The organism is Pseudomonas sp. P5_B2, assembly GCF_056400445.1.
Window position 1 is genome coordinate 1 of sequence record NZ_JBFULH010000071.1, and the last position, 15,188, is coordinate 15,188.

A 15,188-nucleotide genomic window follows, 5' to 3' on the forward strand; every position below is an offset into this window, starting at 1 on the left:
GTGCTCCAGACGCGGGTGATGGCGCGCATCTCTTTCGCGTCCTGAGTCTTTTGCGGAAACAGCCGCTGGCGGGTTTCTTCATCGGGGTAAATCGCCGGATTGCTGCGCACATCGGCATTCAATAACGGCGTGGCCGCTGCGTTGCTGTTGGCGTAATGGATGTAGTCGGTCACGTCCGCCATCACCTGTGGCTGCATCAAGTACTCAAGGAATTTGTGTGCATTGGCGACATGCGGCGCGTCGGCGGGGATGTACATGTTGTCGAACCAGATGAGCGAACCTTCCTTGGGAATGAAATAGGCCAGTTTGATCTTCAACTTGGCTTCTTCGGCGCGGGCCATGGCCGTTGCGTAGTCGCCCGACCAGGTCATGGCCATGCACACATCGCCATTGGGCAGGCTGGTCAGGTAGTTGACCGAGTCGAACTTGCGGATGTACGGCCGAACGGACAGCAACAAATCCTGCGCGGCTTTCAAGTCTTCCGGCGCGGCACTTCGCGGGTCGCGTCCCAGGTACTTCAACGCCAGTGGAATGACTTCGGTGGGCGCATCGACCAGGGTTACGCCGCAATCGGCGAAGCGCGAGACGATTTTCGGGTCAAAGATCATCGCCAGCGAACCAATCGGCGCGTCTGGCATGCGTTCCTTGATCTTGTCGACGTTGTAGGTGATGCCGTTGCTGCCCCAGGTGTATGGCGCGGAGTACAGGGTGCCGGCGTCAAAGCCTTGCAAGTCCTGCAAGACTTTCGGGTCCAGATTGGTCCAGCCCGGCAGCAACTTCTTATCCAGCGGCTGGAACACTTTGGCTTTGATCAACGGTGGCGCAAGGGAGGCATTCAATACCACCAGGTCGTAACCGGAGTGTCCGGTCAGCAACTTTGCCTGCACGGTTTCGTAAGCATCAAAGGTGTCGTAGATCACCTTGATCCCGGAGGCTTTCTCAAAGTCGGCAAGGGTTTTTTCGCCGATGTAGTCCGCCCAGTTATAAAGCCGCAGCGTATTACTTTCGTTCACGTCGGTGGCGGCTTGTGCATTCAGTGTCAGCGGAACAAGCAACAGACTGAAAATCACCAGGAGGGCCTTGCGCATAGCAAATTCACCTTATCAAGCGAAGTCGGTTCTGGATGACCGGTTGCGCCCACTATTGAGCGATTGGGCCAACGGCACCATACCCCGAATGGGTGTGTGAGCCGTTTGGCGACCAGCGCTGGGGCAAAACATGGCAAAAAGCAGCAGTTTCGTTGACTCGTTTTGTCATAGCCCCCAAAGCGGCCGGGCGCTTAGAGTGGCTGCCGGACAAAACAGGCGGGAGCATTCCATGAGTGAGCTGATCAAACAGGATCGAAACGAAGGCGTTTTGACGCTCACGCTTGACCGCCCCGATAAGCTCAACGCCCTGAATAACCGCCTGTATACGCAGTTGGCTGATCTGCTGCTGGCGGCGGACGAAGACGCCACTATCGGCGTTATCGTCCTCACGGGCGGCACTACTTGTTTCACCAGCGGCAATGATCTGGCAGATTTTCTCGAACATCCGCCGACGCATCTGGAGAGCCCTGCGTTTCACCTGATGAACGTCGTCATCCACTTGCAAACACCGTTGATCGCCGCCGTGTGCGGAGCGGCCATCGGCATTGGCACCACGCTTCTGCTGCATTGTGATCAGGTGCTGGTGACACGTAACGCCAAGCTGCGCGTGCCGTTTGTGAACCTGGGCCTGTGCCCGGAGTTCGGTGCGAGCCTGTTGTTGCCGCGCCTGCTAGGCCATGCTCGTGCCGCTCGTCTGCTGCTGTGGGGTGACAGCCTCGACGGCGCTGGCGCGGTTGCGTGTGGACTGGCCAACGAACTGTTCGACGACGGGCAACAATGCCTCGACGCCGCACAACACCTGGCCCGCCGGTTGTTGGCATTGCCGCAGGAGTCCGTGCGCCAGAGCCGAAAACTGCTTAAACAGGCGTCGTTGCCGATATTACAAGCCACTATTCGTCAGGAAAACCTGTTGTTCATCGAGCGTCTCAAGTCACCTGAAGCGCAAACAGCGTTGACCAACCTTCTTATTCGCAGTACAGAAAAGCATTCACCAAGAGGAAAGCCGTAATGAACACCCCGGATATTTTTGTTGTCAGCGCCGCACGTACCGCCATTGGCACTTTTGGTGGTTCGCTCAAAGACGTTCCGCTGGTCGACCTGGCGACCACGGCTGTCAAGGCCGCCCTGCAACGCTCCGGCGTAGATCCGGCGCAAGTTGGCCATCTGGTGATGGGCAGCGTGATCCCGACCGAAACCCGCGATGCGTACATCTCCCGGGTCGCCGCGATGAACGCCGGCATCCCGAAAGAGACCCCGGCCTACAACGTTAACCGCCTGTGCGGTTCCGGCCTGCAAGCGATCATCAATGCCGCGCAAACCCTGATGCTGGGCGACGCCGACATCGCCATCGGTGCCGGTGCCGAATCCATGAGCAGCGGCCCGTACCTGATGCCTGCCGCCCGTTGGGGTGCGCGCATGGGCAACGTCCAGGCCATCGACTACATGCTGGGCATCCTGCATGACCCGTTCCATGGCATCCACATGGGCATCACCGCCGAAAACGTCGCCGCACGCAACGGCATCACCCGCGAGATGCAAGACGCCCTGGCCCTGGAAGACCAGAAGCGCGCCGCATTCGCCATCGCCAATGGCTACTTCAGCGAGCAAATCGCTGCAGTGGAAATCCGTGATCGCAAGGAAACCAAGCTGTTCAGCGTCGACGAACATCCTCGCGCTACTTCCCTGGAACAACTGGCGGGCATGAAGCCTGCGTTCAAGAAAGACGGCACAGTGACGGCAGGCAACGCCTCCGGCCTGAACGATGGCGCCGCTGCGCTGGTCATGGCCACCGGCGCTGCCGTGCAAGCCAACAACCTGCGCCCTATGGCCCGTCTGGTCAGCTACGCCCACGCCGGTGTTGAACCGGAACTGATGGGTCTCGGCCCGATTCCTGCTACTCGCCTGGCGCTCAAGCGTGCCGGCCTGACCGTCGCCGACATGGACGTGATCGAAGCCAACATCGCCTTCGCCGCCCAAGCCTGTGCCGTCAGCCAGGAACTGGACCTCGACCCGGCCAAGGTCAACCCGAACGGTTCGGGTATCTCCCTGGGTCACCCGGTCGGCGCGACTGGCGCGATCATCGCCACCAAAGCTATCCACGAACTGCATCGCACCAACGGCCGTTATGCGCTGGTGACCATGTGCATCGGTGGTGGTCAGGGGATTGCAGCGATTTTCGAACGCGCTTAAGTGTCAACGCGATGCCCGGTGCAATGCCGGGCATCGCAGCCGCTTGATGCCGTTTTTTTTACGCGGCGCAGCAACCAGGGTGGTCATGCCGGAAGGTCTGACACAGTGGGCTTTGGTGTTGGCGTCAGAAGCAATGCCGCCGCGCCACATAGCATCAAGGACTCCCCCAACACCTGCCCCCAGGCCACAAGCATCAGCCCACCGCCGATCAAAAGGTAATACAGCAAACCAAACAGCGCACCGGCCGTCCCCAGCCGATCACCATAGTTCACCAAGGCCGAACCCAGGATGTTCGGGATCGCCATGCCGAACGCCAGCACCACCAGCAACATTGCCAGCACAAACAGTGCGCTCTCTTGCATCAGCCACACGCCTGCACCGCCCGACAATGCCAACGCTGCCGCAAGCCGAATCAGCTGCGGACCATTGAACCCCCGATGCAGCAGCCGTTTGTTGAGCCAGGCGCCGAGGCCGGAACCCAAAGCCAGGATCACGCCGCTGTAACCGAACCATTGCGCACTCAAACCCAGTCGCTGAAACACAAACGGCCCCAGGCTGTAGTAGCTGAACAACGCAATATTGAACACCGCTACCAACAGCGTCGAACGCCAGATATCACGGTCTTGCAGCATCCGCCACAGCGTCTCCAGCATCGCGGCTGTCTTCACGTTTTGCGGTCGGGTTTCCGGCAAGGCTCGCAAACACCACAGCCATAACGCCGATGACAACAGCAACAGACACCCCAATACACCTTGATACCCGAACGCCTGCACCAGACTGGCCCCGGTGAAGAGACCAATTGCCGGACTGGCCGCCAGCGCGATGCCCATCACTGAAAAAACCTGCGCCAATTCGGCCCCCTTGAAGCGGTCGCGCAGCAAGGTTTGCGTGACCACCGAGCCCACCGCCGCACCGAACGCGGCCAGCGCCTGAGCCAGTAACAGCAGTTCGAACGTTCGGGCATTCAACGCAAGCACCGATGCAACGACGTACAACGCGAGGCCTGCGAGCATCGAAGGACGTCGGCCGATGCGGTCACACATCCGCCCCCATACCACCACGCCAAAGGCGAACGCGAGGAAATACACCGACAGGGTGTGCGCAGCTTGCTGCGGGCCCACGGCAAAGGCCTGGCCGATGTCGGCCAGCGCCGGACTGTAGAGGGTCTGGGCCATCTGCGGGAACATCAGCAACGCGATCGCCAAGACCAATAAGCTTTTTGAATTCATCACCACTGCTCTTTTCAGGAAAAACTGGCGAGCAGCTTAAAGCTGCCGTAGCTGGCGTATTATCCAGATCCTGCCAACTAATCATTGAAATCGGACAATCCATGGCCTGGCTTGATGCCCACACGCAATTCGATCCGGATGGCTATCCGGCGTCAGTCATCGGCATCGCCGCTACGTTGGGTGATCATGATTCCGAGTTACATCGGCATGAGCGCGGACAGTTGCTGTTCACCCGTCAGGGCTGCACCCGCATCACCCTCGCGCAGCAGCTGTGCCTGTTGCCACCGTCGCGTGCCGCATGGATTCCGCCGGGCGTGGAACACCGCGCCGTCATGCAGCAAAGCGTCGATTACCGCTCCATTTACCTGACACAGGCGTTGTGTGCCGAACTGCCGCCACAGGTCTGCGTGATTGAAGTCAGCCCCTTGCTGCGGGCAGTGCTGGAACCTATCGCCCTCGCCGATTTCGACACCGATTGGCAGCAGGGCAAATTCGTTCACCTGCTAGGGCTGTGCCTGAGCGAAATTCGCGATGCCGCTCAACAACCGATGCTCTTGCCCCTGCCGAAAGACAAGCGCCTGGCGTCGCTGTTGGCGACGCCTGAGCAACTGCCGCCGGAGCTTCAAGTGCTGGAAAAACAGATTGGCGCCAGCGGTCGCACCATCGGACGAATCTTCCAGCGCGAAACCGGCATGAGCTATCAGCAATGGCGCCAGCAGTGGCGGTTGATGCGCGCCATCGAGCTGCTGTCTACCGGGCGCAGCGTCAGCTACAGCGCATTCGAATGCGGTTTCGCCAGCGATAGCGCATTCATCGCGTTCTTCAAAGACATGACCGGCAGGACCCCAGGCCACTGGCTCAAATAAACACCTGACGACCGGCAGCAGAAATCAATTGCCAGCAAATATTACCTACGTCATATTACATGCGTAATAAACACCCGTTTTTCACAGGTAACCCCATGACCAGCATGCCCAGCCTCGAACCCGACCTTGCTGTCCCGGTGAGCACACCCAGGCCTCCCCTGCTCAAACGGTTGATCCTGCTGACGGCGGTTATCGCTGCTCTGGGTTTTGCCGGGCTGTATGCGACTCACTGGTGGACGGCCGGTCGTTTCATCGAGGAAACCGACGATGCCTACATCGGCGGCGACGTCACGGTCATCGGCCCGAAAGTCGCCGGGTATATCGAAGAGGTACTGGTCACCGACAACCAGAAGGTCAAGGCCGGCGATGTGCTGATCCGCCTCGACGCCCGCGACTACCGCGCCAATCTCGCCAAGGCCGAAGGCGCGGTCGCTGCCGAAGAAGCCTTGCTGGCCAACCTCGACGCCACCGAACAATTGCAGTACGCGGTGATCGGCCAGGCTCGCGCCGGGATCGATGCCGCAGGCGCGGAAACCGCCCGTTCCCGGGATGACAATGCCCGCTACAAAAAACTGGTGAACAGCAACGCGGTTTCGGTGGAAAGCGCACAGCGGGCCGACGCCACGTTCAAGACCGCTCAAGCGCACAGTTCGCGGGCCCAAGCCGAACTGTTGGCGGCGCAACGTCAGTTGAACGTGATCGACACCCAGAAACAGCAAGCCCGCGCCGCACTGATGCAGGCTCGGGCCGAACGGGATCTGGCGCAGTTGAATGTGGGCTACACCGAACTCAAGGCGCCAGTGGATGGCGTGATCGGCAATCGTCGGGCGCGGGTCGGCGCTTATGCGCAAGCGGGTTCGCAGCTGCTGTCGGTGGTGCCATCCAGTGGTTTGTGGGTGGATGCCAACTTCAAGGAAGATCAGCTGGCGCGGATGATTCCGGGCCAACGCGTGGTCATCCATGCGGACGTGCTCTCGGGGCAGGAATTCCACGGCCATCTGGGCAGTCTCGCACCGGCCAGTGGCTCGCAGTTCAGCGTGCTGCCACCGGAAAACGCCACCGGCAACTTCACCAAGATCGTCCAGCGAGTGCCGGTGCGCATCATCCTCGATCCGGCTGACGGTGTGCTCGGTCACCTGCGTCCGGGTCTGTCGGTGACGGCTGAAGTCGACACCCGCAAAGACGCTGGAACCCCAGTTGTGGCCAGTACACCATGAGCCGCGCCCTCGCCGTCCCTGCGCAACCGTTCAATCCCGCCGACATGGCGACGGCGACCAAGGTGTTCGCCTTCGCCAGCATGTGCATCGGCATGTTCATTGCGCTGCTGGATATCCAGATCGTTTCCGCCTCGTTGCGTGACATCGGCGGCGGACTCTCGGCCGGCACCGACGAAACGGCGTGGGTACAGACCAGCTACCTGATCGCCGAAATCATCGTGATTCCACTGTCGGGCTGGCTATCGCGGGTGTTTTCGACCCGCTGGTTGTTCTGCGCTTCGGCGGTCGGTTTTACCTTGGCCAGCCTGTTGTGCGGCGTCGCCTGGAATATCCAGAGCATGATCGCCTTTCGGGCGCTGCAAGGCTTCCTCGGCGGTTCGATGATCCCGCTGGTGTTCACCACCGCATTCTTTTTCTTCACCGGTAAACAACGAGTGATCGCGGCGGCAACCATTGGCGCGGTGGCCTCGCTGGCACCGACGCTGGGCCCGGTGATCGGCGGCTTTATTACCGACATTTCGTCCTGGCACTGGCTGTTCTATATCAACCTGGTGCCGGGGATTTTCGTCGCCGTGGCCGTGCCGATGCTGGTGAAAATCGACCAGCCGGAATTGTCGCTGCTCAAGGGCGCGGACTATCTGAGCATGATATTCATGGCGCTGTTTCTCGGCTGCCTGCAATACACCCTTGAAGAAGGCCCGCGCTGGAACTGGTTCAGCGACAGCACCATTCTCACCACTGCCTGGATCAGCGGTCTCTCCGGGCTGGCCTTCATCGGCCGAACCTTGCACGTGGCCAATCCGATCGTCGATTTGCGCGCCCTGAAAGATCGCAACTTCGCCCTCGGTTGCTTCTTTTCGTTCGTCACCGGGATCGGCCTGTTTGCCACCATTTACCTGACGCCGCTGTTTCTCGGCCGGGTGCGTGGCTATAGCGCGCTGGACATTGGACTGGCGGTTTTCTCCACCGGGGTATTCCAGATCATGGCGATTCCGCTGTACGCCTTTCTGGCCAATCGCGTCGACCTGCGCTGGATCATGATGGCTGGCCTTGGCCTGTTCGCCTTGTCGATGTGGGATTTCAGCCCGATCACCCACGACTGGGGCGCCAGAGAGCTGATGCTGCCGCAAGCGTTGCGCGGAATTGCCCAGCAACTGGCGGTGCCGCCTGCGGTGACGTTGACCTTGGGTGGCCTGGCGCCGGCACGGCTCAAACATGCGTCGGGGTTGTTCAATCTGATGCGCAATCTGGGCGGTGCCATCGGCATCGCTGCCTGCGCGACCATCCTCAACGACCGCACCAACCTGCATTTCACCCGGCTGGCGGAACACCTCAACAGCACCAACGAAGCGCTGAATCAGTGGCTGTCGCAGGTCGGCAACAACTTCGCCGCCCTTGGCCACAGCGGTGACACGGGCGTCACCGCGAGCCTGCACCAGTTATGGCTGTTGACCTACCGCGAAGCCCAGACACAAACCTATGGCGACGCGTTTTTGATGATTATGGTGTGTTTCATCATTGCCACGGCGATGGTGCCCTTGATGCGCAAGGTGCAACCACCGGCCGCGCCGAGCGCCGATGCTCATTGAGACGCTCGGAGACCAGCCTATACGTCAGATCAATAACACCGGAGGCTGACGCCCCCCCGCTGTCGAAGCCTTTTCCCTGAAGAGGCACCCGGGCCAAGGCATGTCGATTCCGGTTTGGTGCTGCCGGGCCGCACCCGCTCACCTGCGGCACGTTCATGCGTTCGTCCCCAGATACTGTGCAATATCAACTTCATCAATCTGCTCAGGTTGCATATAGCGCTCGGCATAGCGGCGGTACACCCCGGATGTCAGAAAGAGATCGAACAGTTCCGGATCGATGTGCTGCTGCGCCCTGGCTATCGACATGATGTGGACCGCCTCGGACAGGCTCTTCGCCTTCCTGTATGGCCGGTCACCTGCCGTGAGCGCCTCGAAGACATCCGCAATGGCCAACATTCTCGCCAGCGGGCTCATTTCGTCCCGATGCAGTTTCCGGGGATATCCGGTGCCATCCATCTTCTCGTGATGATTGCCGGCTATTTCCGGTACCTGGCGCAGCTCCTTGGGGAACGGCAAGCGCGACAGCATAATCTGTGTCTGCACGATGTGGTCTTCGATCTTGAAGCGCTCTTCGTTAGAGAGGGTTCCCCTTCCCACCTGCAGGTTGTGCAGCTCGCCCCGATCGTACAAATGCTTGGGGGTGTTGCGCTTGAAGCCCCACGGATTGTCCGCCGGGATCGTGTCATGCGCTGTTCGCGCGATCACGTGTTCCGGCTTATCGGCCAGCAGTGGCTCCAATGCAGGTAGCGGCGTTGCCGGGTGGTGTGCCTTGCGTGCCTGTTCTTCCTGCGAGAGGCCGATACGATCATCCAGGGTCCGCAGCCAGGTACGGCCAGCGACCTGTAGCAATCTCGCCTTATGTGCAGTGTCCATGAACTCACCACCCTGATTGCAAGTGGCGACGAATGCGAAGTCGTCGTCAAGCGCCTTGAGTTCGGCGTCACGTCGCTCGCGTGCGGCCTCGTCAGTTTCGCCAGCGGCGACCGAGCGCAGATACGTTATCTCGGCATCGCGCTTTAGCACCTCGAAGCGCATGCGGATTTCGTGAATCCGGTCGTAGAGGGTCTCCAGCTTTGTCGCCTTGTCGATAATGTACTCGGGGGTCGTCACCTTGCCGCAGTCGTGCAGCCAGGCAGCGACATGCAGGGCTTCCCATTGTTGGTCCGTCATCCCGAACGACTCATAAGGACCGTCGGTGGCATCACAGGCTGCGGTGGCCAGCATCTTGACCATTTCGGGTACGCGCTCGCAGTGGTCGCCGGTGTGCGGGCTCTTCGCATCGATGGCCCCAGCCAGAAGCCGGATGCACGCATCAAACAGATCGCGCTGAGCTTTCGTCAGCCCCTGCATCTCGAGTGAGCCTGTGCACAGGCCGGCCAGTGTACTGACAAAGGCGAGCTGCGCAGCCTCCAGCGGGGTGTCGCGCAGTATTAGAATGACGCCCAACAGCTCGTCCTCGCGGGTGGCAAGCGGGATGGCTGCAACGTGATTCGATTGAGCCGACGTCAACATTTCGAGGTTCGCATCACGGATCTCATCTGCCGTGAAGTAGCGAGATTGCGCAACGTTAGTGTGGGCTGCGAAGCCGATCACAGGCAATGCGTGCTCGATTGAAGTGTTCGCCACAGCTTGCGTTACAGCGTTGCCATCGCGATCAAATGCTGCGGCGACCGTCAAAGCGCGGCCTTCCACCAGGTACAGTACGCCTGCGTTGCCACCCGCGGCATTGAGGGTTTTGCGCAGAAGCAAAGGCAGAAGGTGATCGAGTCGGGTTTCCGCAGACACGGCTTGCGCTATCAACAGGAAGCGCTGGATCGTGTGCCGCATTTCTTCGGTTGCGATGCCAAGATCATGCACCTCACTGATGCGCGACGGTACGCAAACCGGCTGGTGGAAATCAAACCGGCGTACGGCTTCGACTCCATCTGCGAGAGCTTGCAGGGACCGGGAGATGTATCGCGCCGCAAACCAGATCAAGGGTATCGCAAGCAATATGACAATGACGGTAGCCGCCATCCCTATCCACGCCTGCTGCCTGGCGCCCTTGAGCAATTCGTCTTTTGGAATAGCCGAGACCAGGAAGAGGGGTTTGCCGTCGTCTGACGTCAACCGGTCGATTGTCGTGTACCACATCTCGCCGCCAGCGGACGTCACTTCTTGCCGGCGGGGTGCATTACCCAATGCTTCGATGCCGTTAGCAAGAAACGTCAGGATGGGAACCCCATATTCACTGGCGACCGTGAGTCGGTCCGTCCGAATGGAATCTGTGGCCGATACCGAAGCAGGGAGTTTCCTGTCGATCGCGATGACCTGGCCACTGGCATCCAGTAGAGCGGCCACCGAACGCGCGGTAGTCTCCTTGCGCGCGAGCATTTGCCCGAGTGAGTCCAGCCGGAAATCTCCTCCCACCACCGCGCGGCGGTTATCGGTGGGGATAGCGAACGTTGCGCCGACCACTCGATCGATAAAGAACGTATAGGCTTCGGTGCGAATGAGCGAGCCCGCCGCCATGGCCCTGGTGTACCACGACCGTTGCCTCGGATCGAAGTGGGATGCGAAATCCGCGTCCTCCTGGATCGCGAGCGTCTTGAGATTGGAATCGAGAAAGTAAAGCTTGCCTTGTGGTGCGCCACTGCCCCGTTCGACACTGTTTATGACGTAGCTGGCTTGCTGCGGTGCGTGGAAGGTCAAGCGGGTTGACTCGTCGCGCAGCGGCCTGACAATGAAGAAGCTGCCGTCTGCATAACCGACGTAAAGTGATAGCAGGAGTGGCGACAATCCAAACGCATCACGAACCAGCGCCAGATGCTGCAGGCGCTGATCGAGAGAGGTTGCCTCGGCCAGGGAGCTGTGGCTGATCAGCGTGACCGCGATCCGCGCCGGCGTCACAGTCTCTTCTATTTTGTCGCGCGTATCATCGCTGATCTGATTCATTGCTTCGGATGCTGCGACTTCCAGGGCTGTCTTGGTCATCATGAAGTTGATGCCGCACGTCAGCGCTCCGACCACCAGCACAACGGCCCCAAACAGCGCCCAGAGATGAATGTGAAGCGGGTAACTCCTGTGCGTTTGCATCTATCTTCCCTCGACGGGTGCATCACGATATCTCCGGGAACCGCCGGGGTATCTGCGGCAGGCCTGAGTCCCGCGCACGGTCAGTCTAGCAAACGAAAAAATAAGCTACTGCCGATCACCTGCCACAACAGTGCCAGGGTGTAGTCGATGTTTACGTGAGTTCGTTGTCATCACACAAATGTGCAGCGGGAGCGAAATCGCTGCGATACCGGAATGACGCGGTCAGTTGGCTACACCGTTAAATGATCTACTCTGAGCAGGTGCTCGACGGCCTGGCAACGGGATCGCAAGACAAGCACTGCCAATGCCCTGTCGGAGTGATATTCATGAGGTGGGTAATCGAGTATGCGCGCGCAGTCAAGATTGGCAGCTGGATTATAGGGGCAGTCTTGATCGTGATTGCCGTTTCCGGGGTAGCCGACCGCTATCACCGTCAGCGCGCTCTGCTATTGGAGGGGCAGCAAGCATTGCTGGCTCATCGAAGCAGCTGGGGCTATGACACTCTGGTACGCCAGCTGGCGACCCATAAACTGCAACATTCACTGCTTCAGGCAAACCCCCTACCGACCGGATGTCTGCCAGACCAGTACATTGCCGAACAGCAGCGCGCCACCGATACCCTGACGGAGGGTATCGAAGAGCTGTCCCAGTACACATTGCAAGTCCCCATACATCAAGTGGCGGCTTTGCCCAGTCCGCTGGCGCCGCAAATACGCCTGACGAAGGGCGGCATTCAGATGACCAGCGGACAACTCCTGGGCTACAGCTGCAGCGGGCATAACGCAGTGATACAGGAAACACAGACTCGGTTACAGCCGTTACCGCTGCCGCCGCGTTCGGCGATCGGGCCGGCGTTTGTCGATGCGCTTATCGTGCATGTCGCCGTGAGCCACGGCCATGAACCCCCCTTGTATGTCGACATACATTTTACCGACGACAAGGCAGATCTGATTCCTGTCACAGCCGCCAGCTGGCGCACGACACACATTTCAGAGGAGCAAGGCCAGGAGCGTTTTGTCCGGGACATAGAGGACCCACAACATGCCCTGCACCTGCAGTTCTATAGTGAAATCCTGACACCGAGTTTCCTGTCACTGTTCCTGAGCTGGAATGGCCTCGGTTTGTCAATGCTGGTTGGCATGCTTGCCAGTGTGCTGTTGATCATTTGGCTGTCGGGAAAATTGATTGACGCCTACGGGATACAGCATCGAGCGGCGACCCGCGACTTTCTTACCGGGTTGTACAACCGACGGGAGGCGATGGCACTGGCAAAGGCGGAATTGGCCAGGGCCATCCGTACGCCCAGTTCGTTGTGCATATTGATGCTGGATATCGACCACTTCAAACGGGTCAATGATACCTACGGCCATGACGGGGGAGATGAGGTGCTGAAGTTTTTTGCCCAGCTACTTAACCAGGTTGTGCGTCAACATGACCTGGTCGCCCGCCTCGGCGGGGAAGAGTTCCTCATCCTGCTCCCAAATACCGATTTGACGGGCGCACATACGATGGCCGAGCGCTTGTTGCAGATCCTGCGCGATTCGACGCTGGACTATGCCGGAACACGTATTGGCGTCACCTGTAGCATAGGTGTCACCGCTTGGCGTGGGCCTGAAGACAACATTCAGGCCATGCTTATCCGTGCCGACCTTTTGCTTTACCAGGCCAAACAACAAGGCCGTGACCGCTATGTGAGTGATGAATGCTTATTAACTATCAATGGAGGAGCACAACAAGTCATATAGATTCAAGCCTGGAACATCTGCTTCATCATCGCCACGGCGATGGTGACCCTGATGTGCAAGGTGCGCCCACCGGCCGCGCCGTCAGCGGATGCTCACTGATCAGGCTTGAGGCATTTTGCGGAAGCCAATCGCCAGGCGGTTCCAGGCGTTGATGGTGGTAATGGCCACGGTCAGGTCGACCAGTTCTTTCGGGCTGAACTCGGACACAGCCACTTCGTAATCCTCATCCGGCGCATGGGTCTGGCTCACCAGCGTCAGCGATTCGGTCCAGGCCAGCGCCGCACGTTCACGCGGGGTGAAGAACGGCGTTTCGCGCCAGGCCGACAGTGTGTGCAGACGGCGCTCGTCTTCACCGCCCTTGCGGGCATCGGCGCTGTGCATGTCGAGGCAGAAGGCGCAGCCGTTGATTTGCGAGGTGCGCAGCTTGACCAGTTCAATCAGGTTTTTTTCCAGCGGCAGCCTGGACACCGCGGTTTCCAGGGCGATCATGGCTTTGAGCGCATCCGGGGAAGCGGTGTAGAAATCGATACGAGGTTGCATGGGGGGCTCCGGTACAAGTGGTGGTGGAGCCACGTTAATCCCGCCTGCCCTTCTGACAAATAGCCAATATTCCAGAAGTCGAGGAGGCCATTGGATTGCTAGGCCTTTTTGCGCAACCACTGCAAAAACCCTTTGCGCTCCACCACCTTTGGCACTTCCTGAGTCAGCGTCTGCGCCTTGCTCAAACGGAAATCCAGCAAGGCCTTCATCGACTCGCCAATGTCATGCCGCGCATCCAGGCAAGGCTTGAGGTAGTCCTTCTCGACCCGGTACACGCTACAGGCGGTCTTGGCGATGAAATCGGCTGGCAGCGCGGTATCCGACAGGATCCCGCCCTCGCCGATCACTTCGCCCGGGCCCATACGCCCGGATTCGAACTTGACCCCGCCACGGCTCAATTCCACCGAGACCACTCCGGATTCGATGATGAACAAATGATCGCTGACCTCACCCGCCGGCAGGACCATGTCCCCGGCACGAAAGTTTTGCAGGGTCATGTGCTGGCTGAAAGTCTCTTTCTCTTCCTGACGCAAGGTCGAGAAAATCGCCGAACTTTCCAGCAATGCCCGAGGCCGTGACAAGCCGCCAGGTGCATTGGGTTCTACGGTCGACAACAGGCTGACGCCCGCCGCCTGCAAATGCCGATAAGACAGATCGAACAGCAAATTGCGCACCATGCGTTTCTGGTCCATCGAGACCACGAAACCACTGATTTCGTATTCCACGCCAGCGGCGCTGGAGCCTTTGAGTACCACGCACGGTGCCGGTTTGTTCAACAAAAAGCGGCAGCCTTGCATGGCCCGCTCCAGCGCATCGATCACCGTTTGCGGGCGCGCGTGCGGGCTTAGTTGCAAGCTGATCGATACGCCAAAAATATCGCTCGGCCGGCTGAAGTTGATGATCTTGGCCTTGGCCGCCAGCGAGTTGGGGATCACCGCCATACTGCCCTGTGAGGTTTGCAGGCGTGTGGCACGCCAGTCGATGTCGATGACCCGGCCTTCGGTGCCATCGATGGAGATCCAGTCATCCAGTTGATAGGGTTTGGTGGTGTTGAGGACGATCCCGGAGAACACGTCGCTGAGGGTACTTTGCAAGGCCAGGCCGACGATGATCGCCAAGGCGCCGGAGGTGGCCAACACGCCTTTGACCGGTAGATCGAGCACGTAGGCCAGCGCCGCAATGATCGCGATCAGGAAGATCACCGCGCCAAGCAGATCCTGAAGCAAGCGCCCGGTGTGCCCGACCCGCTGCATCATCACTGCGCCGATCAGCACCGTCAGGGTCCGCGCGCCGAACAGCCACCAACCAATCTGCAAACCAGTGGCCGCCAGGTGCAACGGCACGTTGTCGGCCCAAGGGGCTACCTCCAGCGGGTTCAAGCCTTCGTTGAAGAGCAGGACGCTGAACAATGAGAAAATCACCAGCCTGACCAGCAGTTTCCAGTTGCTGCCATTGGCGCTGATCAAACGCCACAACCCAAGATCGACCACGATCAGGACCAGTGCGCAAACCAACGGATGATCGGTGAAAAAAGACAGCATCGAGCGACTCCAGCAAGGGCCAATGGCGCGAAGATCTCATACATTGGGCACAGTGTAGGAGCAATTGATGCAAAACCAATGTGGGAGCGGGCTTGCTCGCGAAAGCGG

The 15,188-nt window shown here is 59.5% G+C and carries 11 protein-coding genes; 6 read left to right on the forward strand and 5 right to left on the reverse strand.

Features of this window, described 5'->3' with window-relative positions; all coding sequences use genetic code 11:
- Positions 1–1,088: polyamine ABC transporter substrate-binding protein (locus tag AC1DRJ_RS09415; protein WP_477801892.1), on the reverse strand; the 1,088-nt coding region annotated here is incomplete at its 3' end.
- Positions 1,089–1,317: 229 nt separating this feature from the next.
- Here AC1DRJ_RS09415 and AC1DRJ_RS09420 point away from each other — a divergent pair.
- On the forward strand, positions 1,318–2,097 hold the full coding sequence (locus AC1DRJ_RS09420) for an enoyl-CoA hydratase-related protein (RefSeq protein ID WP_477801893.1): 780 nt from the start codon (positions 1,318–1,320) through the stop codon (positions 2,095–2,097).
- On the forward strand, positions 2,097–3,278 hold the full coding sequence (locus AC1DRJ_RS09425; protein ID WP_007943405.1) for an acetyl-CoA C-acyltransferase family protein: 1,182 nt from the start codon (positions 2,097–2,099) through the stop codon (positions 3,276–3,278). Before AC1DRJ_RS09420 ends, AC1DRJ_RS09425 begins: the two co-directional genes overlap by 1 nt.
- Positions 3,279–3,361: 83 nt before the next feature.
- On the opposite strand, the gene AC1DRJ_RS09430 is transcribed toward AC1DRJ_RS09425, so the two are convergent.
- Positions 3,362–4,507: an MFS transporter gene (locus tag AC1DRJ_RS09430; protein ID WP_477801894.1), complete on the reverse strand. Its 1,146-nt coding sequence runs from the start codon at positions 4,505–4,507 to the stop codon at positions 3,362–3,364.
- Positions 4,508–4,608: 101 nt separating this feature from the next.
- Here AC1DRJ_RS09430 and AC1DRJ_RS09435 point away from each other — a divergent pair, with 101 nt between their 5' ends.
- The 3 genes from AC1DRJ_RS09435 to AC1DRJ_RS09445 all read left to right on the forward strand — a co-directional run bounded on the left by AC1DRJ_RS09435 (position 4,609) and on the right by AC1DRJ_RS09445 (position 8,179).
- Positions 4,609–5,373 carry an AraC family transcriptional regulator gene (locus AC1DRJ_RS09435; protein ID WP_477801895.1) on the forward strand — a complete coding sequence of 255 codons (765 nt, stop codon included), beginning with the start codon at positions 4,609–4,611 and terminating at the stop codon, positions 5,371–5,373.
- Positions 5,374–5,468: 95 nt separating this feature from the next.
- On the forward strand, positions 5,469–6,590 hold the full coding sequence (locus tag AC1DRJ_RS09440) for an HlyD family secretion protein (RefSeq protein WP_477801896.1): 1,122 nt from the start codon (positions 5,469–5,471) through the stop codon (positions 6,588–6,590).
- On the forward strand, positions 6,587–8,179 hold the full coding sequence (locus AC1DRJ_RS09445; RefSeq protein ID WP_477801897.1) for a DHA2 family efflux MFS transporter permease subunit: 1,593 nt from the start codon (positions 6,587–6,589) through the stop codon (positions 8,177–8,179). Before AC1DRJ_RS09440 ends, AC1DRJ_RS09445 begins: the two co-directional genes overlap by 4 nt.
- Before the next feature lie 153 nt (positions 8,180–8,332).
- Here AC1DRJ_RS09445 and AC1DRJ_RS09450 read toward each other — a convergent pair whose 3' ends face one another.
- On the reverse strand, positions 8,333–11,254 hold the full coding sequence (locus AC1DRJ_RS09450; protein WP_477801898.1) for an HD domain-containing phosphohydrolase: 2,922 nt from the start codon (positions 11,252–11,254) through the stop codon (positions 8,333–8,335).
- A gap of 395 nt (positions 11,255–11,649) precedes the next feature.
- On the opposite strand from AC1DRJ_RS09450, the gene AC1DRJ_RS09455 reads away from it, so the two are divergent.
- A complete protein-coding gene (locus AC1DRJ_RS09455) occupies positions 11,650–12,999 on the forward strand; it encodes a GGDEF domain-containing protein (RefSeq protein WP_477801901.1) in 1,350 nt (449 codons plus the stop codon).
- Positions 13,000–13,098: 99 nt separating this feature from the next.
- Here the strand turns inward: AC1DRJ_RS09455 and AC1DRJ_RS09460 are convergent, their stop codons facing one another.
- Together AC1DRJ_RS09460 and AC1DRJ_RS09465 are read right to left on the reverse strand one after the other, a co-directional pair.
- Complete coding sequence (locus tag AC1DRJ_RS09460; protein ID WP_477801899.1) at positions 13,099–13,539, reverse strand: carboxymuconolactone decarboxylase family protein; 441 nt, start codon at positions 13,537–13,539, stop codon at positions 13,099–13,101.
- Between the two features lie 98 nt (positions 13,540–13,637).
- Positions 13,638–15,080 (reverse strand): mechanosensitive ion channel domain-containing protein, encoded by a 1,443-nt coding sequence (locus tag AC1DRJ_RS09465; protein ID WP_477801900.1) that lies wholly within the window; start codon positions 15,078–15,080, stop codon positions 13,638–13,640.
- Between the last annotated feature and the right edge of the window lie 108 nt (positions 15,081–15,188).

What these genes read in the sequence shown, in the direction of transcription:
- AC1DRJ_RS09420 (WP_477801893.1), top strand. Translation starts at nt 1,318, where the DNA reads ATGAGTGAGCTGATCAAACAGGATCGAAACGAAGGCGTTTTGACGCTC.
- AC1DRJ_RS09425 (WP_007943405.1), top strand. Translation starts at nt 2,097, where the DNA reads ATGAACACCCCGGATATTTTTGTTGTCAGCGCCGCACGTACCGCCATT.
- AC1DRJ_RS09430 (WP_477801894.1), bottom strand. Translation starts at nt 4,507, where the DNA reads ATGAATTCAAAAAGCTTATTGGTCTTGGCGATCGCGTTGCTGATGTTC.
- AC1DRJ_RS09435 (WP_477801895.1), top strand. Translation starts at nt 4,609, where the DNA reads ATGGCCTGGCTTGATGCCCACACGCAATTCGATCCGGATGGCTATCCG.
- AC1DRJ_RS09440 (WP_477801896.1), top strand. Translation starts at nt 5,469, where the DNA reads ATGACCAGCATGCCCAGCCTCGAACCCGACCTTGCTGTCCCGGTGAGC.
- AC1DRJ_RS09445 (WP_477801897.1), top strand. Translation starts at nt 6,587, where the DNA reads ATGAGCCGCGCCCTCGCCGTCCCTGCGCAACCGTTCAATCCCGCCGAC.
- AC1DRJ_RS09450 (WP_477801898.1), bottom strand. Translation starts at nt 11,254, where the DNA reads ATGCAAACGCACAGGAGTTACCCGCTTCACATTCATCTCTGGGCGCTG.
- AC1DRJ_RS09460 (WP_477801899.1), bottom strand. Translation starts at nt 13,539, where the DNA reads ATGCAACCTCGTATCGATTTCTACACCGCTTCCCCGGATGCGCTCAAA.
- AC1DRJ_RS09465 (WP_477801900.1), bottom strand. Translation starts at nt 15,080, where the DNA reads ATGCTGTCTTTTTTCACCGATCATCCGTTGGTTTGCGCACTGGTCCTG.